The sequence below is a fragment of the Vreelandella sp. L-25 genome (genome assembly GCF_056857535.1).
Genome location: NZ_JBSXNH010000058.1, coordinates 126,019 through 146,120 on the forward strand (window position 1 = coordinate 126,019; position 20,102 = coordinate 146,120).

Annotated in this window: 27 protein-coding genes and 1 riboswitch; of the genes, 15 read left to right on the forward strand and 12 right to left on the reverse strand. The window is 57.6% G+C overall.

The window, feature by feature from the left end:
• Window positions 1–6 precede the first annotated feature (6 nt).
• The 12 genes from rpsE (at window position 7) to AC13CN_RS07285 (ending at window position 8,266) form a co-directional block, all read left to right on the forward strand.
• Window positions 7–507 carry a 30S ribosomal protein S5 gene (gene rpsE, locus AC13CN_RS07230; RefSeq protein ID WP_007111990.1) on the forward strand — a complete coding sequence of 167 codons (501 nt, stop codon included), beginning with the start codon at window positions 7–9 and terminating at the stop codon, window positions 505–507.
• A 6-nt stretch (window positions 508–513) separates the two neighbouring features.
• A complete protein-coding gene (rpmD, locus tag AC13CN_RS07235) occupies window positions 514–696 on the forward strand; it encodes a 50S ribosomal protein L30 (protein ID WP_009723888.1) in 183 nt (60 codons plus the stop codon).
• 3 nt (window positions 697–699) lie between these two features.
• Window positions 700–1,134 (forward strand): 50S ribosomal protein L15, encoded by a 435-nt coding sequence (gene rplO, locus AC13CN_RS07240; protein ID WP_044628823.1) that lies wholly within the window; start codon window positions 700–702, stop codon window positions 1,132–1,134.
• Entirely contained in the window at window positions 1,135–2,466 is a 1,332-nt protein-coding gene (secY, locus tag AC13CN_RS07245) for a preprotein translocase subunit SecY (RefSeq protein WP_054640906.1), read from the forward strand. It begins immediately after the preceding gene.
• A gap of 28 nt (window positions 2,467–2,494) precedes the next feature.
• Window positions 2,495–2,608, forward strand: a complete 114-nt coding sequence (gene rpmJ / locus AC13CN_RS07250) for a 50S ribosomal protein L36 (protein WP_009099023.1) — start codon at window positions 2,495–2,497, stop codon at window positions 2,606–2,608.
• Window positions 2,609–2,729: 121 nt separating this feature from the next.
• The gene (rpsM, locus tag AC13CN_RS07255) at window positions 2,730–3,086 is read left to right on the forward strand and encodes a 30S ribosomal protein S13 (protein WP_062363022.1); all 357 of its coding nucleotides are present in this window, start codon (window positions 2,730–2,732) and stop codon (window positions 3,084–3,086) included.
• Window positions 3,087–3,138: 52 nt separating this feature from the next.
• Complete coding sequence (gene rpsK, locus AC13CN_RS07260; RefSeq protein ID WP_009099028.1) at window positions 3,139–3,525, forward strand: 30S ribosomal protein S11; 387 nt, start codon at window positions 3,139–3,141, stop codon at window positions 3,523–3,525.
• Window positions 3,526–3,537: 12 nt separating this feature from the next.
• On the forward strand, window positions 3,538–4,158 hold the full coding sequence (gene rpsD, locus AC13CN_RS07265; protein ID WP_058579838.1) for a 30S ribosomal protein S4: 621 nt from the start codon (window positions 3,538–3,540) through the stop codon (window positions 4,156–4,158).
• Between the two features lie 125 nt (window positions 4,159–4,283).
• Window positions 4,284–5,279 carry a DNA-directed RNA polymerase subunit alpha gene (locus AC13CN_RS07270; RefSeq protein ID WP_016915790.1) on the forward strand — a complete coding sequence of 332 codons (996 nt, stop codon included), beginning with the start codon at window positions 4,284–4,286 and terminating at the stop codon, window positions 5,277–5,279.
• A 39-nt stretch (window positions 5,280–5,318) separates the two neighbouring features.
• Window positions 5,319–5,705, forward strand: coding sequence for a 50S ribosomal protein L17 (gene rplQ, locus AC13CN_RS07275; RefSeq protein ID WP_062363025.1), 387 nt, complete (start codon window positions 5,319–5,321; stop codon window positions 5,703–5,705).
• A 254-nt stretch (window positions 5,706–5,959) separates the two neighbouring features.
• The gene (locus tag AC13CN_RS07280) at window positions 5,960–7,282 is read left to right on the forward strand and encodes a D-alanyl-D-alanine carboxypeptidase (RefSeq protein ID WP_084354723.1); all 1,323 of its coding nucleotides are present in this window, start codon (window positions 5,960–5,962) and stop codon (window positions 7,280–7,282) included.
• A gap of 108 nt (window positions 7,283–7,390) precedes the next feature.
• Window positions 7,391–8,266: a DMT family transporter gene (locus AC13CN_RS07285; protein ID WP_062363027.1), complete on the forward strand. Its 876-nt coding sequence runs from the start codon at window positions 7,391–7,393 to the stop codon at window positions 8,264–8,266.
• A gap of 5 nt (window positions 8,267–8,271) precedes the next feature.
• Here the strand turns inward: AC13CN_RS07285 and AC13CN_RS07290 are convergent, their stop codons facing one another.
• The 5 genes from AC13CN_RS07290 to thiM all read right to left on the reverse strand — a co-directional run bounded on the left by AC13CN_RS07290 (window position 8,272) and on the right by thiM (window position 11,897).
• The gene (locus AC13CN_RS07290; protein WP_054640910.1) at window positions 8,272–9,012 is read right to left on the reverse strand and encodes a dioxygenase family protein; all 741 of its coding nucleotides are present in this window, start codon (window positions 9,010–9,012) and stop codon (window positions 8,272–8,274) included.
• Between the two features lie 56 nt (window positions 9,013–9,068).
• Complete coding sequence (locus AC13CN_RS07295) at window positions 9,069–9,476, reverse strand: DoxX family protein (RefSeq protein ID WP_044628815.1); 408 nt, start codon at window positions 9,474–9,476, stop codon at window positions 9,069–9,071.
• A 90-nt stretch (window positions 9,477–9,566) separates the two neighbouring features.
• Complete coding sequence (locus AC13CN_RS07300) at window positions 9,567–10,487, reverse strand: LysR family transcriptional regulator (protein ID WP_054640911.1); 921 nt, start codon at window positions 10,485–10,487, stop codon at window positions 9,567–9,569.
• Window positions 10,484–11,098 carry a thiamine phosphate synthase gene (gene thiE / locus AC13CN_RS07305; protein WP_062361925.1) on the reverse strand — a complete coding sequence of 205 codons (615 nt, stop codon included), beginning with the start codon at window positions 11,096–11,098 and terminating at the stop codon, window positions 10,484–10,486. Before thiE ends, AC13CN_RS07300 begins: the two co-directional genes overlap by 4 nt.
• Window positions 11,088–11,897, reverse strand: coding sequence for a hydroxyethylthiazole kinase (gene thiM / locus AC13CN_RS07310; RefSeq protein WP_062361921.1), 810 nt, complete (start codon window positions 11,895–11,897; stop codon window positions 11,088–11,090). The genes thiE and thiM overlap by 11 nt, the downstream gene beginning before the upstream one ends.
• 24 nt (window positions 11,898–11,921) lie before the next feature.
• Window positions 11,922–12,013, reverse strand: a riboswitch (TPP riboswitch).
• Between the two features lie 329 nt (window positions 12,014–12,342).
• On the opposite strand from thiM, the gene gloA reads away from it, so the two are divergent.
• Together gloA and AC13CN_RS07320 are read left to right on the forward strand one after the other, a co-directional pair.
• On the forward strand, window positions 12,343–12,876 hold the full coding sequence (gloA, locus tag AC13CN_RS07315) for a lactoylglutathione lyase (RefSeq protein ID WP_044628811.1): 534 nt from the start codon (window positions 12,343–12,345) through the stop codon (window positions 12,874–12,876).
• Window position 12,877: 1 nt separating this feature from the next.
• Complete coding sequence (locus AC13CN_RS07320; protein ID WP_062361918.1) at window positions 12,878–13,243, forward strand: DUF6164 family protein; 366 nt, start codon at window positions 12,878–12,880, stop codon at window positions 13,241–13,243.
• On the opposite strand, the gene AC13CN_RS07325 is transcribed toward AC13CN_RS07320, so the two are convergent.
• Together AC13CN_RS07325 and ampC are read right to left on the reverse strand one after the other, a co-directional pair.
• A complete protein-coding gene (locus AC13CN_RS07325; RefSeq protein WP_062361915.1) occupies window positions 13,240–13,929 on the reverse strand; it encodes a cupin domain-containing protein in 690 nt (229 codons plus the stop codon). The two genes, AC13CN_RS07320 and AC13CN_RS07325, sit on opposite strands and share 4 nt — an antisense overlap.
• A 138-nt stretch (window positions 13,930–14,067) precedes the next feature.
• Window positions 14,068–15,252, reverse strand: a complete 1,185-nt coding sequence (gene ampC / locus AC13CN_RS07330) for a class C beta-lactamase (protein ID WP_062361911.1) — start codon at window positions 15,250–15,252, stop codon at window positions 14,068–14,070.
• 149 nt (window positions 15,253–15,401) lie between these two features.
• Between ampC and AC13CN_RS07335 the strand changes: the two genes are divergently transcribed.
• Window positions 15,402–16,289, forward strand: coding sequence for a LysR family transcriptional regulator (locus AC13CN_RS07335; protein ID WP_269474892.1), 888 nt, complete (start codon window positions 15,402–15,404; stop codon window positions 16,287–16,289).
• A gap of 23 nt (window positions 16,290–16,312) precedes the next feature.
• Here the strand turns inward: AC13CN_RS07335 and AC13CN_RS07340 are convergent, their stop codons facing one another.
• The 5 genes from AC13CN_RS07340 to AC13CN_RS07360 form a co-directional block, all read right to left on the reverse strand.
• Complete coding sequence (locus AC13CN_RS07340; protein ID WP_074211181.1) at window positions 16,313–17,374, reverse strand: metal ABC transporter solute-binding protein, Zn/Mn family; 1,062 nt, start codon at window positions 17,372–17,374, stop codon at window positions 16,313–16,315.
• A 44-nt stretch (window positions 17,375–17,418) separates the two neighbouring features.
• Window positions 17,419–18,309 carry a metal ABC transporter permease gene (locus AC13CN_RS07345; RefSeq protein WP_062361902.1) on the reverse strand — a complete coding sequence of 297 codons (891 nt, stop codon included), beginning with the start codon at window positions 18,307–18,309 and terminating at the stop codon, window positions 17,419–17,421.
• On the reverse strand, window positions 18,293–19,027 hold the full coding sequence (locus AC13CN_RS07350) for a metal ABC transporter ATP-binding protein (RefSeq protein ID WP_054640913.1): 735 nt from the start codon (window positions 19,025–19,027) through the stop codon (window positions 18,293–18,295). The genes AC13CN_RS07345 and AC13CN_RS07350 overlap by 17 nt, the downstream gene beginning before the upstream one ends.
• Entirely contained in the window at window positions 19,024–19,173 is a 150-nt protein-coding gene (locus AC13CN_RS07355) for a hypothetical protein (protein WP_162835825.1), read from the reverse strand. Before AC13CN_RS07355 ends, AC13CN_RS07350 begins: the two co-directional genes overlap by 4 nt.
• Before the next feature lie 201 nt (window positions 19,174–19,374).
• A complete protein-coding gene (locus AC13CN_RS07360; RefSeq protein WP_253556835.1) occupies window positions 19,375–19,992 on the reverse strand; it encodes a hypothetical protein in 618 nt (205 codons plus the stop codon).
• Window positions 19,993–20,102: the final 110 nt, after the last annotated feature.

The window sequence follows — 20,102 nt, forward strand, 5'->3', positions numbered from 1 at the left end:
TTTACGATGGCGAAGAACGAACAGCAAAGCGGCGATCTGCAAGAGAAGTTAGTGCAGGTCAACCGCGTCGCCAAGGTGGTCAAAGGTGGTCGTATTTTCGGCTTCACCGCACTGACCGTCGTTGGTGATGGTAAAGGTCGTGTCGGTTTCGGTCGTGGCAAGGCGCGTGAAGTGCCGGTCGCAATCCAGAAAGCGATGGACCAAGCTCGTCGCAACATGGTCAAGGTTAACCTTGCAGGCCACACACTGCAGTACCCGGTAAAAGCCCGTCACGGTGCTTCCAAGGTGTACATGCAGCCGGCCTCTGAAGGTACCGGTATCATCGCTGGTGGCGCCATGCGCTCTGTATTAGAGCTGGCCGGCGTTCACGATGTACTGGCCAAGTGCTACGGTTCCACCAACCCGGTTAACGTGGTACGGGCGACTGTCAAAGGTCTCTCCTCCATGCAAGCACCGGAAGACGTGGCCGCTAAGCGCGGTCTGTCTGTCGAAGCGATCACGGGGTAAGGCACCATGGCAGCAACGATCAAGGTTACCCAGATCCGCAGCACCATCGGCGTTTTGCCCAAGCACAAGGCTACTATGAAAGGCCTGGGTTTGCGTCGCATCGGTCATACGGTTGAGCTGGAAGACACCCCTGCCGTACGCGGCATGATCCACAAGGTTAACTACCTTGTGCGCGTTGAGGGAGAGTAATCCATGAAACTCAATACCCTGAGCCCGGCACCGGGCTCCAAACACGCTGAAAAGCGCGTTGGTCGTGGTATCGGTTCCGGTCTTGGTAAGACCGGCGGCCGTGGCCACAAAGGTCAGAAATCACGCAGTGGCGGCAGCGTCAAGCCTGGTTTCGAAGGCGGTCAGATGCCGCTGCAGCGTCGTCTGCCGAAATTCGGCTTCACGTCTGCTAAGTCGCTGGTGTCTGAAGAAGTACGCCTGGCCGAGCTTGCCAAGGTTGCCGGTGACGAAGTCACCATGGAAACCCTGAAGCAAGCCAACGTGCTGAAGGATGCTACGCAACACGCGAAGATCATCCTTTCTGGCGAACTGAATAAGGCGGTTACCGTTCGTGGTATCAAGGTCACCAAAGGTGCCCGTGAAGCGATCGTAGCCGCTGGCGGCAAGGTAGAGGACTAAATGGCCAAGTCAGGAAATATGCCGGCGATGGGCAGCGGTCTGAGTGAACTGTGGGCGCGTTTGCGCTTCGTGCTCCTCGCCATCGTGGTGTACCGTATTGGTGCCCACATTCCCGTTCCCGGTATCAATCCTGACCAGCTTGCTGCCTTGTTTAGGGAGCAACAGGGCACCATCCTAGGCATGTTCAACATGTTCTCGGGTGGCGCCCTGGAGCGCATGAGCGTCCTCGCCTTGGGCATTATGCCTTATATATCGGCGTCGATTATCATGCAGCTTATGACTGCGGTCTCCCCTCATCTTGAGCAACTCAAGAAAGAGGGCGAGGCTGGCCGCCGCAAGATCAGCCAGTACACCCGCTACGGCACGGTGATACTGGCACTTGTCCAGGCTACCGGCATGTCCGTGGGTCTGGCTAGCCAAGGCATCGCTTACAGCGCTGACTTCAGCTTCTATTTCACTGCGATCATCACGTTTGTGTCGGGCGCAGTGTTTATGATGTGGCTAGGTGAGCAGATCACCGAGAAGGGTATCGGCAACGGTATTTCGCTGCTGATCTTCGCGGGGATCGTCGCTGGGCTGCCCAGTGCCGTGGGGCAAGCGTTTGAGCTTGCTCGCAACGAAGGGGCCTGGAATGTTCTTCCGCTGTTAGCGCTGTCAGTGCTAGGTATTGCCACCGTTGCGTTTGTGGTATTCATTGAGCGTGGCCAACGCCGCCTCAAAGTGAACTACCCACGACGCCAGGTCGGCAATAAGATGTATGCAGGCCAAAGCAGCTACTTGCCTTTGAAAGTGAACATGGCCGGTGTTATTCCAGCCATCTTTGCTTCCAGTATTCTTCTCTTCCCGGCCTCTATTGGTCAGTGGGTGGGGGCTGGCGAAGGAATGGAGTGGTTGCAGCGTGCATCACAAGCGTTAGGCCCCGGCCAACCGCTTTACATCTTGCTTTTCGCGGCGGCAGTGGTATTCTTCTGCTTCTTTTACACAGCGCTGGTCTTCAACCCCAAGGATGTGGCTGACAATTTGAAAAAGTCAGGCGCCTTCCTGCCGGGCATTCGCCCCGGCGAGCAGACCGCTCGCTATATCGACAAAGTGATGACACGTCTCACTCTGTTCGGTGCCTTGTATATCACTGCGGTTTCCTTGATGCCCCAGTTCCTGATCGTAGCGTGGAACGTACCGTTCTTCTTCGGTGGCACGTCGCTTCTGATCGTGGTAGTGGTCATCATGGACTTCATGGCCCAGGTGCAGTCGCATCTCATGTCGCATCAATATGACTCAGTGATGAAGAAGTCCAACCTGAAAGGCTACGGTAGCGGCGGCATCATGCGCTGAGGCGCGCCGTTGCGAATTGGAGAGAACGATGAAAGTTCGAGCTTCCGTAAAGAAGATGTGCCGTAACTGCAAGATTATTCGTCGCAATGGCGCTGTTCGCGTCATTTGCATCGAACCGCGGCACAAACAGCGTCAGGGCTAAACCTGGGCTGTATTAAGCCGGTGCCGGCATACCCCTTGCCTTAGGGCTCTTAAAGGGGTATGCTGTTGCGCCTTTTGTAGATGATTAAACGAGCAAGCCGCTCAAATTTCGGAGTAAGCTGATGGCCCGTATTGCAGGCGTCAATATCCCGGACAACAAGCATGCGGCGATCTCGCTGACCTATATCTTCGGGATTGGCCGTACTCGCGCTAAGCACATTTGTGCTGCTGCCGGTATCGCGCCGACTGCCAAGATCGTAGACCTGTCCAGCGATGAGCTGGATACCCTGCGTTCTGAAGTTGGTAAGTTCACCGTAGAAGGCGACCTTCGTCGTGATGTCACGCTTAACATCAAGCGTCTCATGGACTTAGGCTGCTACCGTGGTCTGCGTCATCGTCGTAGTCTTCCGCTGCGTGGTCAGCGGACCAAGACTAACGCGCGTACCCGTAAGGGCCCGCGTAAGCCGATCCGCAAATAACACGCAGGCTCTTTAATAGAGAGCCAGCGTATAGACAGGAATAGACATCAACATGGCTAACCCGCGTAGTAACCGTAAAAAGGTTAAAAAGCAGGTAGTGGACGCCGTAGCGCACATCCATGCCTCTTTTAACAACACGATCGTGACGATCACAGACCGCCAGGGCAATGCTCTCTCTTGGGCAACTGCCGGTGGTTCGGGTTTTCGTGGTTCTCGCAAGAGCACCCCGTTCGCTGCTCAAGTAGCAAGTGAGCGTGCAGCGACTGCTGCAGCCGAGTATGGTGTGAAAAACGTAGACGTGCTGGTCAAAGGCCCCGGTCCCGGCCGTGAATCCGCCGTGCGCGCACTGAATGCCGCCGGCTTCCGCGTGCAAAGCATCGTAGACGCGACGCCCATTCCCCATAATGGCTGCCGTCCGCCTAAGAAACGCCGCGTTTAAGGAGACAGATTCATGGCTCGTTATATTGGACCTAAGTGCAAATTGTCTCGTCGTGAAGGCACCGACCTCTTCCTGAAGAGTGGCGTGACTCCCTTCGAGAAAAAGTGTAAATCCGAGCAAATCCCGGGTGTACACGGCCAGCGTCGTCAGCGTCTTTCCGACTACGGCTTGCAGCTTCGTGAGAAGCAGAAAGTACGCCGTATGTATGGCGTACTCGAAAAGCAGTTCCGCAACTACTACAAAGAAGCCGCTCGCCTGAAAGGTGCGACCGGTGAAGTATTGCTGCAACTGCTTGAATCCCGACTGGACAACGTCGTCTACCGCATGGGCTTCGGCTCGACTCGCTCTGAAGCGCGTCAGCTGGTCAGCCACAAGGCGATTTCCGTGAATGGCCGCACCGTTAACGTTGCTTCCTACCAAGTGAAGCCCGGTGACGTTGTTGCTATCCGTGAAAAGGCGAAGAACCAAGCCCGTATTCAAAACGCGTTGACCATTGCGGCCAACCGTGGCGACATCGCTTGGATCGAAATCGACGCCAAGAAGATGGAAGGCACTTTCAAGGCTCTGCCTGAACGCGGTGACCTGACTGCCGACATCAACGAAAACCTGATCGTCGAGCTGTACTCCAAGTAAGCAGTTTGATGTACGTTTCTGCTTCTTGAGGCCTGGGCGGGATAGCAAAGCTAACCGCCCAGATGCTCTTGAGTATTGTGCTTTAGAGTACTCAGTATCCGTTTGGCAGCCTGAAAGGTGTTCATATGCAGCGTTCAGTGACAGAGTTTCTTCGTCCTCGCGACATCAAGGTCGAAGAAATCAGCGCACATCATGCCAAAATCGTTCTCGAACCGTTCGAGCGCGGCTTTGGTCACACCCTGGGGAATGCACTTCGTCGCATTCTGCTTTCATCCATGCCCGGCGCTGCCGTGGTAGAGGCTGAGATTGCCGGTGTAGAGCACGAATACAGTGCGCTCGAAGGGGTGCAGGAAGATGTCATCGAAATCCTCCTGAACTTGAAAGATGTTGCGATCAAGATGCACAGCCGCGATGAGGCGGTGCTCTCGCTGAACAAGCAGGGCCCAGCCGTCGTCACCGCTGGCGACATTGCGCTTGATCATAGCGTCGAAATCGTCAACCCGGACCACGTCATTGCACACGTCAATGAAGGTGCCGAGCTGAAAATTCAGCTTAAGGTCGCGCTGGGTCGTGGTTACGAACCGGCTGACGCTCGTGGCTCTGATGAAGAGACCCGTGCTATTGGCCGCCTGCAGCTGGATGCCACCTTCAGCCCTGTTCGTCGCGTTTCCTACTCGGTCGAAGCCGCTCGTGTTGAGCAGCGTACCGACCTCGATAAGCTGATTATCGACCTGGAAACTGACGGTACCCTGGATCCGGAAGAGGCTATCCGTCGCAGTGCGACCATTCTGCAAGAGCAGCTGGCCGCCTTCGTCGACCTGGAAGCTGACAAAGAGCAGGAAGTCGAAGAGGAAGAGGATCACGTTGATCCTATCCTATTGCGCCCCGTAGACGATCTTGAGTTGACCGTACGCAGCGCTAACTGCCTCAAAGCCGAGAATATTTACTACATCGGTGATCTGATTCAGCGCACAGAAGTGGAGCTGTTGAAGACCCCGAACCTCGGTAAAAAGTCTTTGAATGAAATCAAAGATGTATTGGCGGCGCGTGGCTTGTCCCTCGGTATGCGGCTGGAAAATTGGCCACCCGCTAGCCTGAAGGACGACAAGGCCTCCGCGTGAGTGTCGACTTGAGTCCCAGTTTGGTAAGGAATCACAACCATGCGTCATCGTAAGAGTGGTCGTCATCTGAATCGTACCAGCTCGCACCGTCAGGCCATGTTTAAAAACATGTCTGTCTCGCTGGTCGAACATGAAGTCATCAAGACAACCCTGCCCAAGGCCAAGGAACTGCGTCGCGTTATCGAGCCGCTGATCACCCTGGCAAAGCAGGATAGCGTTGCAAACCGCCGTTTGGCCTTTGCTCGTACGCGCTCCAAAGAAGCCGTCGGCAAACTGTTCAACGAGCTGGGTCCGCGTTACGCCGAGCGTCCGGGTGGTTACATCCGTATTCTCAAGTGCGGTTTCCGCACTGGCGACAACGCGCCCATGGCGTACGTTGAGCTCGTAGACCGCCCGGTGGCTGAAGAAGAAGCCGTCGCTGAATAAGCGCTGCTCCTTCTGGTAGGCACAATGAAAACCGACCCTTTGGGGTCGGTTTTTTTATATCTGCGCTTTTTCCGCTGCTTTATCGAGATGAATGCTCTATGGGAAGATCAATTTAACGATAAGGCATGCTAGGCTAATGCAGCAGCCGTATGAATGGCCAAGTGTCGGGCAGTGTGATCAATCAGTAAGAGGTTGGTATGGCAACAACACGGGGAGTGAGCACAACGGTTTGGGCGGCGCACTGGCTACTGGTCATGCTGATGATGACGCTGATGGGTAGCGCCAACGCCCAGGCGAATCCTCGTTATGCAGGCATCGTTGTGGATCTCGAAAACGGCGAAGTGCTATACGCTGAAAATGCTGACGAGCCACGCTATCCTGCGTCGCTCACGAAAATGATGACGCTCTACCTAACATTCGAAGCGCTGGAGGAGGGAAGGCTAAGCCTCGATCAGCCGTTGCCCGTTTCTGCTCAGGCGGCTGCCATGCCGGCGACCAAACTATGGCTGTCGGCCGGTAGCTCCATTCCTGTGGATACGGCCATTCGCGCCTTGGCAGTGCGTTCTGCCAACGATGTGGCGGTCGTGGTGGCAGAGGCACTAGGAGGCAGCGAGCAACGCTTTGCGAACCTGATGACGGCGAAGGCGCGTGAGTTGGGCATGAATGCCACTACCTTCCGCAATGCTTCGGGCTTACCGGATGATCTGCAAATCACCACCGCGCGAGATATGTTGACGCTCTCGGTGCGGGTGATGCAGGACTTTCCCCAGTATTACCACTATTTCGGTTTGCAGGAGTTCACCTACCGCGGTACTCGCCATACCAGCCACAACCGATTGGTGCGTGACTACCCAGGGGCCGATGGCTTAAAAACTGGTTTCATTCGCGCCTCAGGCTTTAACGTGGCCACCACTGCTGTCCATGATGGCCGCCGTATGGTAGCCGTAGTGATGGGTGGATTCAGTTCCTCTTCCCGTGATACCCATATGGCAGATCTGCTAGACCGCAGCTTTATGCGTGCGTCGCTAAGAGATCAACGCTCATGGCTTGCTGATACCAGTTTCTCAAGTGAGTTTATGGGGTTTGCGGGACCAGCCCAACCGCTTACTCAGCCTCGCTCACAACCGATGATGGCTAATATCTCCGCCACGTCGCTATCACCCACACGGCCCATGTCTAACAGTACGCCGGCACAAACCGTTGAGGCCCAGCTTCTCCAAGCGGAGGCCGCACGTAAGGAGGCACCAGAAGCTGCCTCGCAAGATCCACTGCAAGCCTTTATTGAGCGGGAGCGCGTGCTGGCGACGGCACCTCCCACTGCGCAAATGGCCTCTGCTGGCTGGGGCATTCAAGTAGGTGCCTTTAGCCAGGCGGCCCAAGCTGAGCAATTGGCTCGCCAAGCCGCGCAGCGGCTGCCAACGAGCGTGGGAGGCCGCGTTGCCATCGATCCGCTTCAGGGGCCCACGACAGTATTTCGCGCCCGTGTCGTCTCACTGAACGAATCCCAGGCGCGGCAAGCTTGCCAAACGCTTCAGGCGCAGGGCATGGATTGTATGGTGGTCAACGCAAGCCTTTAACCACCGCAGTGGTTCACCGCCCCGCTAATGTACGTTGGCGGGGCTTTTTATTGTATGTCGGTGATATCCGAGTAGGACCATAACAATAGCAACACAAGGAGCATGTTTATGACGCCATCCTTAAAAGGCATACTTTGCATGTGCTTAGGCGTGCTGTTTTTAGCACTAGGGGATGCAGTATCAAAGTGGTTAGGGGCGGTGCACTCCCCGATACAAATTATTTTTTTCCGCACGCTGGTATCGTTACCGCTCATTGCTCTGTTGGCTTATTTTGGCGGCGGGCTACGTAAGCTGCGCACCAAGCGGCCAGGCGTTCACCTGCTGCGTGGGTTGATCTACACCGCCACCATGGTGTGCTTTGTGTGGGGGCTAACCCTGTTACCGCTGGCAGAAGCCACCGCCATTGCGTTTGTCGCACCGCTATTTGTCACGCTGCTATCCGTGCCGCTTTTAGGTGAGCGTATTGATCCGCCAGTGCTTGTAGCATCACTGGTAGGCTTTGTGGGCGTGCTGATTGTAGTTCGCCCGGGCGGAGATGCGTTTCAACTAGGCGCCATGATTTTGCTGGCCGCAGCGGTATTTTATGCCCTGATGATGGTCACGGCGCGGCGCTATGGCGCCAACGAGCACCTGTGGGCCATGGTGTTCTACATGACGGCCGTACCGCTGGTACTGACGGGCCTCAGCCTGCCCTGGGTATGGCAAACGCCCCATCCCTGGCACTGGCTGGGCTTTGCCGCCTCCGGGGTGCTGGGGGTGGGGGCCACGGCGTTCATCACCCTGGCCTTTCGCCATGCGCCCGCCGCCATTGCTGCGCCCTTCGATTACACCGCCATGCTGTGGGCCGTGCTGCTGGGGTGGTGGTTCTGGGGAGAACTGCCGGACGTCTGGGTCTGGGTAGGCAGCGCGCTGATCATGTGCAGCGGTCTGGCCATTGCCTATCACGACCGTCGCACCACCCTGAAACGTCGCCCCACAGCGTAAGCGCGCTAGGCAAACTGATAGACATCCATTGCCAGCACGCCGTGCTCAACACTGTGGTGTAGCTGGGTGGCGGCGCTGCCGCCTGCTCCCATAGCCACCAGCAGCGGCTGGAAGTGCTCTGGCGTGGGATGATTGCGCTTGGCGTCTGGGGCGGTTTGCCAGTTGGCCAGCGCGTCACGATCGCCCTCGCGCAGCCGTGCATTAACCCACTCGGCAAAGCTGCCTACCCAGGCCGGTATCTGGCTACCCTGTGGCTGAAGCTCATAGAGGTTATGGGTCAAGCTCCCCGAGCCAACCACTAAAATATCCTCCTGGCGCAGCATTGCCAGCTGCTCGCCCAGGGCTATCAACTCGGTATTACTCCAACGGCTGGGAAGCGAAAGCGACACTACCGGCACGTCAGCGTCAGGGTACATCAGTGAGAGTGGCACCCAGGCACCGTGGTCCAGCCCGCGCTCCACGGGCGTGGCGCCGAGCTGCTTGGTCAGCCGTTGGGCCAGCTCAGGGTTACCAGGGGCAGGGTACTGAACCGCAAATAGCGCATCAGGAAAGCCGCCAAAGTCGTGGATGGTGATAGGCTTTACGCTGCTGCTGACCTGCAAGTGTGGGGTCTCCCAGTGCGCGGAAACGACCACCACGGCCTTAGGGCGTAGGGTTTGGCCCAACTCCCGTAAAAAGTGATGGGCGGGGGTGGGGGTGAGCGCCAGCATGGGAGAGCCATGGGAAATGAAGAGACTCGGTAACATAGGATACACTCCAGTCAGTGGGCCTACCAACGTGTGATTCTCGGTAGGCCATTGGATTATGCCAGTCGGCGGCTGATGACGAAGCTACCGCTGCCCAGGCCGGCTTGCACCAGGAGGGCCACGGCCCAGAACACTGGGAACTCCCAGCCGCCGCCGGGATTGGAGAAGACCCAGCCGTTACCGAGGTGTACCCAGGCGGCGCCGAGCAGCACCGGTACTAGCGCCAGACTCACCCAGCGGGTGTATAGGCCCAGCACCAGGGCCAAGCCTCCGCCGACTTCGGCGGCAATGGTCAAGTAAGCCATGAAACCGGGCAGGCCAAGCGATTCGAAGTAGCCCACCGTGCCAGGAAGCGTAAACACGAACACTTTCATCAGGCCGTGAGCTAGGGCCATCACACCTAGGCTAACGCGCAGTAGGGCGGTCGCATGAAGGATTGTCGTCGGGGTAGTTAACGTCGTCATAGCACTCTCTCGCGTCGTGAGCATCACCATGGATGCGATGATGCTACTGTAGACCAGCGAAAGGAGAAGATAATCTAACCGATGAGCACTTTACTGTTGCGATATGCGCGATAATCCAAGCCCCTGTTCCCATATGGGTGGGTCGCCCCAGGCATCGGCCAATTGATCGATGAAGTGCGCTACCTTGGCGGGTAGAAAACGCCGTGCGGGGTAGAGGGCGTGTATGTCTAGGTAGGTCGGCGGTAGGTCTAATAGAAGCGGCACCAAGTGCCCCCGATGGATGCTCTCATGAATCAGAAAACTGGGTTGCTGGGCGATGCCTAATCCCGCTTCTGCGGCATGGGTCAACATATCCCCATTATTGCTCTCCAGCGGCCCTGTGACGCTAACGTACTGCTGGCCGAAGCGCCAGTCGCCGCTGTTCTGCCCGCTGCGATAGCGTAGGCAGTGGTGCTGGGTAAGGTCTTCGATGCGCAAAGGCGTGCCGTGCTGCGCTAAATAGCCGGGTGACGCGCACAGCACGAGCTGGCAGCGGGCTAGCCGTCTGGCGATCAGGCTGGAGTCGGGCAGGCTACCGATGCGGATGGCGACATCATAGCCCTCCTCCAACAAGTCTACGCGGCGGTCGTTGAGATCGAGGCGTACGTCGAGTGCGGGGTGTGCCTGCATGAACTGCGCTACCTGAGGCGCGAGATAGCGCGTGCCGAAACTCATGGGACCATTGATGCGCAGCCGCCCACTCACAGTGTGAGTGCCACTGCCGACATCGGCAGCGGCCTCCTCCAGCGCCAGCAAAATGGCCTGGGCATGGGTTAAATAGCGCTCTCCCGCATCGGTAAGATGCAGCCGCCGCGTCGTGCGCTGAATCAAGCGAGCGCCTAGCGTCTCCTCTAGCGCCATGACCTGCCGCGACACCCGCGTACGTGAAAGATCCAATGCCTCGGCAGCGCGGGTATAGCTGCCAAGCTCCGCCACTTTCACGAAGGCGGTCAGTTGGTCGAGCCGACTCATGAGGCGCGAAACGCCAGCGCCGCCCGGTAAGGGTCGGGCTGGCCGCAGATCGCAGAAATCACCGCCATCCCTTGGGCACCGGCGGCACTCACTTGGGCGGCGTGCTGCGCCTTTAAGCCGCCAATCGCCACGCTAGGCAACGGGCAGGCGCGCACCAGCTCCGCTAGGCCCTCGAAGCCGATGGGGCGAGCATGATCCTGCTTGCTGGCAGTGGCGAAAATGGGGCCTAACCCGACGTAGTCCAACTGCGCGATGGGCGCGTCACGAAGCTGCGCGAGGGTGTTGATCGACAGTCCTAGAATGGCCTGCGGCCCCAGCGCCGCCCGCGCCTCTTGAACCGCGGTATCGCTTTGACCCACGTGCAGGCCGTCGGCACCGCTGGCGATGGCCACACTTAGCCGGTCATTAATAATCAAGGGCACACCGCTACCTTCCAGCAGTGCTTTCAGCCGTGTTGCCTGGGCAATCATGGCCTCATCGCTGGCATGCTTATCGCGCAGCTGCACCATGGTCACGCCCCCCTTCACGGCGGCTTCCACGGTCGCTTCAAGCCCCGTTTCGGCGCATAACGCAGCATCGGTGACTAAATAGAGCGAAAGATCAAACGGCATGGAGCGTCTCCAGCTGGCTAAGAGAAGAGAGATCGTCAGGGGTAAGGGCATACAGCGCATCCAGTAGCGCGACCTGAAAACTGCCCGGCCCACTGGCCTGCTGCCCCGCACGGCTTCCGGCAATGCTGAAGCACGCCAGCGCAGCCAGCGTTGCCGAAAGTGGATGGGCCTGGTTGGCGGCCAAAAAACCCGCTACCAAAGCGCTTAACCCGCAGCCCAGGGTGGTTACGCGCGGCATTAGCGCGTGGCCGCCCGTTAAACGGTAGTGGTGGGTGCCATTGGTAATCAAATCGGTTTCGCCGGTCATGGCAACAATGCAGCACTGCTGCTGTGCCAGCTTGATCGCCGCTTGGGCGGCATCCTCCGTTGTGGTGGTGGCATCGACGCCGCGACCTTGGCTGGCTAAGCCAGTGAGCGCCATGACTTCCGATGCGTTGGCGCGAATGACGTTAGGCCGATGGGCAAGCAGCGCGGTGCAGACCTGCTGACGAAAGGCGGTGGCCCCGACCGCTACTGGGTCTAACACCCATGGGGTGCCTGTTTCTTTAGCCGTGCGAGCGGCAAGCTGCATCGACTCTGCCCAAGGGGTAGAGAGCGTGCCAATGTTAATGGAGAGTGCGCCCGCTATTGCGGTGAATTCAGCCACCTCTTCAGGGGCATGCAGCATGGCAGGCGAGGCACCCGTAGCCAGCAGTAGGTTAGCCGTGCTGTTCATCGCAACATAGTTAGTCATGCAGTGAACAAGCGGCGTAGACTCGCGTAGAGTGGCGAGCATGTCGCCAAGTGGGGGGTGGGTCATAGCATCCTCCCGGCGGAGGAGGTGGTGAAAAGCACCACGACTCCCTACGCCGGCGTTATCCGGTTCAGGTTCAAAGGGTGCTTCTCAGCCGCCAAGCGGCGCCCCTGTCGTTGGTGGGTACTATCCTAGCCTTGGGCGAGGCTGTAAAGCCCCAGTGCAGCCGCTACTTTTCAGCAACGATTAAGAGAGTGGCGGCAGGGTGTTAACGGCTCACCTAGTACGTTTCGATCGCGGAACATAAAGGGTCCTTGGGTGAGGGCTGGAAATATACAACCTGCGCCCTCATAGCAGGGGGAAGTAAGCAAAATGATCAATACGCAAATAGCGGTAGACAGCTTGACGCTGTTAGCAGCCTAAGCCTTGTACAAGGTAATATGTTCGTCAAAGAATTTGCGTTATATCAGCATACTTTTCATAATGCCCCAACCCGCAATAGGAGAGTTGTATGTCGTTTCAAGGTGAACAGCACCCAGGCGTTGCCCCCGTTGCCCCACAAACTCAGGGTTTTCGCTTAAACCACACCATGCTGCGGGTCAAAGACCCGGAACGCGCCCTGGCGTTCTACTCCAAAGTGTTTGGTATGCAGGTTCTGCGTCGGCTGGACTTTGAAGAGATGCAGTTTTCGCTCTACTTCCTCGCCAACGTGGAAGCCAGCGACAGCGTGCCGGAAGATACCCAAGCCCGCACCGCCTGGACCTTTAGCCAGAAAGGCCTGTTAGAACTGACCCACAACTGGGGCACCGAAACCCAGCAGGATTTTGCCTACCACGATGGCAACGCTGAGCCCCAGGGCTTTGGCCATATCTGTTTCAACGTGCCGGATTTAGAAGCCGCCCAGGCGTGGTTTGATGAGCACGACGTAACCTTCGTGAAGCGTGCCGACCAGGGCAAGATGAAAGACGTTATCTTCGTGAAAGATCCGGATGGCTACTGGATTGAAGTGATTCAAGCCGACCGCATGGCAGCCATGGGCGACTAAGATGGCCCATTTGCTGTTTCGGTTGCGCCATGTAACCGATGAAGAAGCCATGGAAGTCCGCCAACTGCTGGATGAGCATGGCTTTGATGTGTACGAAACCCAGGCGGGCTTTTTCCGCCTGGGGGTCGATGCCATTTGGCTGCGCAACCCTGTCCAGCGTGATGACGCAGAGGCCGCATTGGCCGAGTATCAGGCCGAACGCCAAGCTAACGCACGCCAAGCCCATAAAGAGGCGCTGGCCCGCAATGAAGCGCCCACGCTATGGCGGCGCTTATTAGCGCATCCGTTTCAGGTTACGCTCGTCATGGTAGCGGTGGTGTTGATTGCGCTGCTGACCTTGCTGCCGTTTTTGAGTTTGGTGCGCTAGCTTGGCGCGTTAGCGTAAGAGAGGGCCTCGGAAAGATGCCCGCGCTTTACGTACATCATGACCCCCTGCGAGCCCGCGCGAAGCTCAGGAGCAGCCCCCGGAGGGTAGCGGCACCAGCTACCTTTCGGATACTCGCTGCCCGCATCGCATAGCGAACCTTCCAACACTAGTAGTTCTAATCCACCCGTTAGCGCAGGGCAGTCAATGGCGATATCGCTTTCCCAGCGCTCCAGGCTGATCCGCTCATTTTGGTAGGTATGCAGCATTTTATACGTAATGCCGGGCCTGCGGTCGGGCTGCCAAGGCAGGCGATGCGCAGGAATGGCGAGCTGAAGCAGATCGTTTTCATCGAATTGGTGGAGTTTTACCAGAATCAACGCGCCCTCTTCGCCAATCTGCGGCGTATGGCCGGTACCGATGGGGTTGCGCAGGTAGCTGCCCGCCGGGTAGCGGCCATGTTCATCCGCAAACACGCCCTCTAGCACGAGAATTTCTTCTCCGCCGTCGTGGGTGTGGCGGTTGAACTGGCTATTAGGCGCGTAGCGCACCAGGCTTGTGGCGCGAGCCACCTCATCGCCGATGCGGTCCAGCATCATTCGTTCTACGCCCGCGCTAGGCGAGGCAACCCAGCGGTACTGCTCCGGCGTGACACAGGCAAAGTGGCTAAAGTCGGCGTTTAGGCGCATGGTATTGGCTCTTTGCAGTGAGAGGGGTGAGCGGGGGAGATGAGCTAGTCTCCTTTTCGACGGGAAAAAATGCAATCTTCATGCTTTTCACGCAAGGCTGGCAGGCGTAAACGCGCCGCCCTCGGGCGGCGCGTTTGCTTAAGGCGTTTTGGTCAGCGCGGTGAGGATGTGGTGGGCAGCTTCGATGCGCGCCTGATTGGGATAGTTGCGGTTGGCCAGCAGCACGATCCCGATTTGCTCGCTGGGCACAAACGCTACATAGCCGCCAAAACCGTTGGTGGAGCCGGTCTTGTTGTAGTACGCCGCCTGCCTTGGGGCAAGCGGCGGGGTTAAGCGGTTAGCGGGGTTAGGCTCCAATATCATCTCAAGCGAGTTACCTGCTAGCAGCGTTTCAATCGCCACCGGATAGGCGTAACTTTCCCAGCCCAGGCCCTGGGTCATCTCACCAACCTCAAAATACCCTGTGCGTGTGGCCGCTAGGGCTTGGCTGAGCGCATCATCAACGCCTGCCTGAAGCCCAGCGCCACTCATATTCGCTTCTACAAAGGCCAGCACGTCCGCAGCACTGGATTTCAGCCCGTAAGCTTGGGCATCCAGCACGCCAGGATTGACCCTAATTGGCTCATCTTCTTTAGAGTAACCGTAGGCGTAGTGCGCTTGCTGCGCGTCTGGCACCTGAAAAAAGCTGTGTTCAAGCCCAAGCGGTGTAAACAGTGCTTCCTCCATCAGCGCCTCAAACGGTTGGCCAAGGCGTTGCGCGGTCAAGTAGCCCATTAAGCCGATGCTGGGATTAGAGTAAAGCCGGTGGCTGCCCGGTGTAGAGTCAGGCTGCCATTGGCGATAGTAATCGATCATCTGCGCTTCGCTTTGTACCGATTCAGGGAACTGCAGCGGAAGCTCGCCAGCGGTATAGGTCCCCAGTTCTAACAGCGTAACCTCATCAAACACACTCCCTTCAAGAGCTGGAAAATCGTGGCTGGCAGCATCATAAAGCGACAGGCTCCCGCTAGCCTGCGCATAGCCCGCCAGCGCCGCCGTGAAGATTTTACTAATGGAGCCTAACTCAAACAGCGTCTCATCGGTCACCGGGGTCGCTGTTTCTTGATGGGCTAGACCATAATTAAAGTAATGTTGCTGGCCATGAATACTCAGGGCGACGGCCATCCCTGGAATACGATGCTGTTCCATCAATGGGGCAATGGTATCGTTGAGTAGCGCTTCAATATCGGCGCTAGGGGGCTCATTAAGCGCCCATGCTGGGCCGCTAAACAGTAGTGAAGTAGCTATAATAAAACGAGTTTGTGCTGCTGACCGCTGATGCATACCAGAGCCCTGTTGCTATGAGTAAAGTCAGGTGGGGGGAGCGACGTTCGTCGCTAAACCTGTGGTAGAAGACTAAAATACGAGGCGCTGCCGGTATCCACAAACGGCAATATTTTGCATGAGCTATTAGAAAAATTGGGGGCTGCGTGGTGCGTTCCTACTTGCCGTTAAAGGCCCTGCGCGCCTTTGAGGCATCGGCGAGACATTTGAGTTTTACTCGCGCAGCTGAAGAGCTGCACGTGACTCAGGCAGCCGTTAGCCATCAGGTGAAGCTGCTTGAGGGCCTGTTGAAGGTGCCGCTATTTAAGCGCTTGCCTAGGGGATTGATGCTCACCCAAGAGGGCGAACTGCTGCTGCCCGTACTGACGAGCTCCTTCGATCAGATGTCGCATACGCTAGACCGGTTAGGCGAGCGCAGCTACCGGGAAGTATTGAACGTCGGTGTCGTGGGGACCTTTGCCGTTGGCTGGCTATTGCCACGGCTAGCCGACTTTCATAACGCCTATCCGTTTGTGGATTTGCGGCTGTCGACTCATAACAACCGAGCAGATCTCGCCGCTGAAGGGCTCGACTTTGCGATTCGCTTTGGCACTGGGGCTTGGCATGGCACTGCGGCGCAACCGCTGCTGCCCGCATCACTGTCGGTATTGTGTATTCCTGATATTGCCGCGCGGTTAAACACACCAGCCGATGTATTAGGCGAGACCTGGCTGCGCTCTTATCGCGCTGATGAGTGGACAGAGTGGTTGTTAGCAGCAGGGCTGCCCCGTAGCTTTCCGATGACCAAAAGCATCGTGTTTGACTCTTCCATCGCGATGGTCGAAGCCGCTCTTCAAGGGGCAGGCGTGGCGCTAGCGCCACCCTTGATGTTCTCTCGGCAACTCAACAGTGGTGCGTTAGTACAGCCTTTCGACACCACTGTTAGTTTGGGAGGTTACTGGCTAACACGCCTGCAAACACGGGCAGAAACCCACGCTATGGCGTGTTTTAGGCAGTGGCTGCTCACGGCAATCAATCTTCGAGAAGCAAATAGCTGAGCAGCACTGTTGACGTTAATGGCCTAGTGGCTATGACCATGATCGTCGTGGTCGTGGTCGTGGTCGTGGTCGTCATGACCATGATCATCATGGCCCGGCTCTGCAAGAGCGTCGTGCAGCACCTGCGCATTGTGGCGCATCATGCCCAGGTACGTACTAGCATCGCCTTCACTGGCCAGCGCATCCGCGTAAAGGGTGCCTGCAATAGGCAGGCCAGTCTCTTCCGCCAGCTGTGTAATGATCGCTTGGTTGGTCATGTTCTCGTGAAACAGCGCTTGCACGTTCTCCTGCTCAATCACATCCACCAAAGCCGCCATGCTGGCGCCGCTGGGGTCGGCTTCGGTAGAGAGCCCGACCGGCGAGAGAAAATTAACGCCATAGGCGCTAGAGAAGTAGCCAAATGAGTCGTGCCCGGTAATCACACTGGAAGACGGGGGAATCTCACTCAGCAGCTCGCGAATTTCCCCATCGGTGGCATCTAACTCAGCCAAGTAGCGCTCGGCGTTGGCTTGGTAGCTCTGCGCATTGGCGCTATCCGCCTCGATCAAACCATCACGAATATTGGTGACGTAAACCTTGGCCTGCTGCAGGTCCTGCCAAGCGTGAGGGTCGTCATCGCCATGATCGTGATCGCTATGGTCGTCTCCGGCATGCTCGTCGTGGCCGTGCTCTTCATGCTCATGCTCGTCATGATGCTCATGCGCATCGTGACTGTGCTCATCATCGCTATGCGCTGCAAAAGCGCGCGGAGAAAGGCCGTCGGTGGCGGTGACCATCGGGCCGCTATAATCGCTTGAGTCAATCAGGCGCTCCATCCAGCCCTCAAACAGCAAGCCGTTGAAGACCACTAAGTCAGCCCCGGCTAGCGCACGGGCATCGCCAGGGCTGGGGGAGAAAACGTGGGCATCGCCATCAGGGCCCACCAGCGAGCTGACCGTCACATGCTCTCCACCGACGTTTTCCACCATATCCGCCAAGATAGAAAAGCTGGTGACAACCTGCACCCGCTCGTTGGCCATGGCGGCAGGCAGTGCCAACATGGCCGAAATGCCCACCAGCCAACGCGATGAAGAGAAAAGCGACATAATATGCTCCTGATTTAAGAAATAACCGTATGAACATCAACCCGCTAGTGCGACTGCTCCAGCGCCAAGGGCGTGGTTTTGCGCCGCAACTTAGCGGCCAAACTGTGGTAACGGCCAAACAGCGCCGAGAGTAAATACGCCACCCCTGCCAGCAAAATAATGCTCGGGCCTGAGGGCGTGTCTAAATGGAACGACAGCAGCAGCCCGCCAGTGCTGGCCAGCATTGCTAACACCACGGCAATCCCGATCAAGCCTTCTAACCGCTTGCTCCAAAACCGTGCCGCCGTAGCGGGCAGCATCATTAAGCCAACGGCCATCAGCGTGCCCAGGGTTTGGAAGCCCGCCGTTAAGTTCAGTACCAGCAGCCCTAAAAAGACGCTATGTACCCAACCGCTACGACTACTTTGGCCGCGTAAAAACAGCGGGTCTAAACACTCCACCACCAGGGCGCGGAAGATAATCGCCAGAGTGATCACAATCAGCGTACTGATCGAGGCGATTAGCAGCAGCGCCGTGGAGTTAATCGCCAAAATGGAGCCGAACAGCACGTGGGTTAAATCCACGCTGCTGCCTCCCATGGAAATCAGCATGACCCCAGCGGCTAACGAAATAATAAAAAAGCTCGCCATAGCGGCATCTTCCCGCTGGCCGCCCATTTTCGACACCGCCCCTGCTAGCAGCGCCACCATCACCCCAAACAGCACGCCGCCCACGCTCATTACCGGCAGCGAAAAGCCTGCCAGCAAAAAGCCCAGCGCCACGCCGGGCAGAATCGCGTGGGCCATGGCATCGCCAATCAGGCTCATGCCGCGCAGCACCAAAAACACCCCCAGCGGCGGCGCGGCCAATGAAAGGGCAAGCCCGCCGACCACGGCACGGCGCATAAAGCCGTAATCAAACGGTGCAATGAACCATGCATCAAGCAGTGCCAGCATGACGGCCTCCTAAGGTAAACGGCACCACTTGGGCCGGGGCATGCTGGTGGTTGAGCGCGCTGGGAGCGACCCAACGGCCATGGCCGCCATTCAGCATCAACACCTCATCCGCCAAGCGGCGCAGGTGGTCCATATCGTGCAGCACAATAATGATCGTGACACCCTCATCGGCCATCTGGCGCAAGATGCGAATCAAAATATCGACCGTGTCGCTATCTACGTTGGCAAACGGCTCGTCTAGCAGCAGCAGCTCCGCTTCCTGCATTAGCGTGCGGCCAATCAGCGCCCGCTGGCGCTGGCCGCCGGAAAGCTCGCCCAGCGGGCGGTGAGCCAAGTGAGAAATACCCAGGCGCGCCATAATCTCGCGGCCTTTGCGATAGTGGGCCGCACAGTAACCTTTCATCGCCCCGTGGCTGGGCCAACTGCCGGTCATCACCAGCTCTTCCACACTCATGGGGAAGGTGAGGTCTAACGCCAGCTGCTGGGGCAGCCAGGCACGGCGCGCTTTATCCACCGTGCATACCACCTTGCCGCTAATCGGCCGAAGCTCACCCATAATGGCCTGAATCAGCGTGCTTTTACCGGCACCGTTCGCGCCGATTAATGCGGTAATCGCGCCGGGCTTAATATCGCCATCCACATGTTCTAACACCGTGCGACGGCCCTGGGCCAAGTGCAGGTCGTGCAGCTGCAAACGCGAAGAGGAACGTTCACTCATAACGGCCACCCGCCTGCCCACACCACCAGCCCCCAAAGCGCCAGCAACGGGAGCGCGACAAAGCCCAACCGCTTAGTGGCAGACAACGACATCAGCGAAAAATGACAAGGGCCTTCCTTGTTATGGCGATGCATGTGCTCACTCATCGAGCGTCCTCGCTATCGAATAAATAAGTTATAACATAACATTTGGTGAAACCAAAAAAGTGGCGGATATTTTACGCGCTCACGGCGCGCTGACAACGGTAAGCGCGCTAATCTTCCGCCCACTCCAAAAGTGCCTAACAAAGCGACAATGGCAATTCAGGCACTAAACATAGATAAATAGTGTAGAGAGAAGGTAACGACCTAATAGCGCCAGGTAGCGCCAATCTGCTGGGGCGATACCATCAGCGCGTATTCGCCTTCTAACGTGATGGGGCCAAGAGACACGCGGGCAGGCTGAAAGCGGTTAATCGCGCTGGAGGCCTGATTAGGCTGCGTCCAAATTTGCAGCTCATTAATCAGCATGCCTGTAGCGAAGTTGATGGCACCATCCCGCTCGCGACCGTCAGCGGCAATTACCGCCCCCGCCACAGTGTTCACCACCAGCGAGCTAACCCGCGCCTCAAACCCACGGCGTTCACGCTCCGCCTGGGCAAGCGAAAGCCCCAACGCCTGCACGCCGCTTAACTCACCCTGCGCTTTAAGGCGCTCGTACTCTACCAGTGCCGCCTGATGCGGCTGGCGATCCGTCAGCATACCGCCCAGCGCTAAGGCGGATTTTACGGCTCCTACGCGGGCATCAAAACGGTCGTCCGGGTCGCTGGCTTCGCTGGATTGGTAAGCATCAAACGCAAGGCTGGCGGCATAGATGCCCGTCCAACCCGCATCCCACCACTGCGCGTGCTGCGCCCCACGCTCAAACACCTCATCGTAAGCTGCCCAATCGGCACTGGTCTGTGCCTGAACAGGCAGCGACAGCAACAGCGCCGCCCCCCGCCGCCAAGGTACCCCGTGAAAGTTGACGTAAGCGCATAACAGAACACCTAAAAGCCGTGAATTAGCATTAAGCGTAGCACGACGATAGCGCAGGG

Coding starts and splice junctions, on each gene's coding strand:
- rpsE (WP_007111990.1), top strand. CDS start 7: ATGGCGAAGAACGAACAGCAAAGCGGCGATCTGCAAGAGAAGTTAGTG.
- rpmD (WP_009723888.1), top strand. CDS start 514: ATGGCAGCAACGATCAAGGTTACCCAGATCCGCAGCACCATCGGCGTT.
- rplO (WP_044628823.1), top strand. CDS start 700: ATGAAACTCAATACCCTGAGCCCGGCACCGGGCTCCAAACACGCTGAA.
- secY (WP_054640906.1), top strand. CDS start 1,135: ATGGCCAAGTCAGGAAATATGCCGGCGATGGGCAGCGGTCTGAGTGAA.
- rpmJ (WP_009099023.1), top strand. CDS start 2,495: ATGAAAGTTCGAGCTTCCGTAAAGAAGATGTGCCGTAACTGCAAGATT.
- rpsM (WP_062363022.1), top strand. CDS start 2,730: ATGGCCCGTATTGCAGGCGTCAATATCCCGGACAACAAGCATGCGGCG.
- rpsK (WP_009099028.1), top strand. CDS start 3,139: ATGGCTAACCCGCGTAGTAACCGTAAAAAGGTTAAAAAGCAGGTAGTG.
- rpsD (WP_058579838.1), top strand. CDS start 3,538: ATGGCTCGTTATATTGGACCTAAGTGCAAATTGTCTCGTCGTGAAGGC.
- AC13CN_RS07270 (WP_016915790.1), top strand. CDS start 4,284: ATGCAGCGTTCAGTGACAGAGTTTCTTCGTCCTCGCGACATCAAGGTC.
- rplQ (WP_062363025.1), top strand. CDS start 5,319: ATGCGTCATCGTAAGAGTGGTCGTCATCTGAATCGTACCAGCTCGCAC.
- AC13CN_RS07280 (WP_084354723.1), top strand. CDS start 5,960: ATGCTGATGATGACGCTGATGGGTAGCGCCAACGCCCAGGCGAATCCT.
- AC13CN_RS07285 (WP_062363027.1), top strand. CDS start 7,391: ATGACGCCATCCTTAAAAGGCATACTTTGCATGTGCTTAGGCGTGCTG.
- AC13CN_RS07290 (WP_054640910.1), bottom strand. CDS start 9,012: ATGTTACCGAGTCTCTTCATTTCCCATGGCTCTCCCATGCTGGCGCTC.
- AC13CN_RS07295 (WP_044628815.1), bottom strand. CDS start 9,476: ATGACGACGTTAACTACCCCGACGACAATCCTTCATGCGACCGCCCTA.
- AC13CN_RS07300 (WP_054640911.1), bottom strand. CDS start 10,487: ATGAGTCGGCTCGACCAACTGACCGCCTTCGTGAAAGTGGCGGAGCTT.
- thiE (WP_062361925.1), bottom strand. CDS start 11,098: ATGCCGTTTGATCTTTCGCTCTATTTAGTCACCGATGCTGCGTTATGC.
- thiM (WP_062361921.1), bottom strand. CDS start 11,897: ATGACCCACCCCCCACTTGGCGACATGCTCGCCACTCTACGCGAGTCT.
- gloA (WP_044628811.1), top strand. CDS start 12,343: ATGTCGTTTCAAGGTGAACAGCACCCAGGCGTTGCCCCCGTTGCCCCA.
- AC13CN_RS07320 (WP_062361918.1), top strand. CDS start 12,878: ATGGCCCATTTGCTGTTTCGGTTGCGCCATGTAACCGATGAAGAAGCC.
- AC13CN_RS07325 (WP_062361915.1), bottom strand. CDS start 13,929: ATGCGCCTAAACGCCGACTTTAGCCACTTTGCCTGTGTCACGCCGGAG.
- ampC (WP_062361911.1), bottom strand. CDS start 15,252: ATGCATCAGCGGTCAGCAGCACAAACTCGTTTTATTATAGCTACTTCA.
- AC13CN_RS07340 (WP_074211181.1), bottom strand. CDS start 17,374: ATGTCGCTTTTCTCTTCATCGCGTTGGCTGGTGGGCATTTCGGCCATG.
- AC13CN_RS07345 (WP_062361902.1), bottom strand. CDS start 18,309: ATGCTGGCACTGCTTGATGCATGGTTCATTGCACCGTTTGATTACGGC.
- AC13CN_RS07350 (WP_054640913.1), bottom strand. CDS start 19,027: ATGAGTGAACGTTCCTCTTCGCGTTTGCAGCTGCACGACCTGCACTTG.
- AC13CN_RS07355 (WP_162835825.1), bottom strand. CDS start 19,173: ATGAGTGAGCACATGCATCGCCATAACAAGGAAGGCCCTTGTCATTTT.